Below are 240 nucleotides of genomic sequence, written 5' to 3'. Positions count from 1 at the left end.
GTGTCAGGTGCCTTGTACACGGCGCTCAAACCTTGGATCAAAACCAAAAAGGTTGCTGGCAAGCAGGTTCCGGTGTTCCGGGAAGCTGACCTGAAAGAAGGTCTGGTAGGTCTCGTGAACATGTACCTGAGCAAAGCCACGTTCACGTCTCAGGACAAGGCGAAGCTCTCGGACGATCGCGCCGGGCCCGAGTTCGAGGCCATGCTCGTGGCCGAAGCCACCAAGTTCTTCAATGGGAAC

1 protein-coding gene is annotated in these 240 nt (G+C 56.7%); it reads left to right on the top strand.

Annotated features, from left to right (window positions below; translation table 11 throughout):
- Window positions 1-240: TopoII/MutL transducer domain-containing protein (locus tag AC1RPW_RS08675; RefSeq protein WP_481769558.1), on the top strand; the 240-nt coding region annotated here is incomplete at both ends.

This window comes from Dellaglioa sp. CoH-55-MRSF-8, assembly GCF_056782195.1.
Note: the sequence above shows the minus strand (reverse complement) of the source record. Positions and strands in the feature narration are given on the sequence as shown.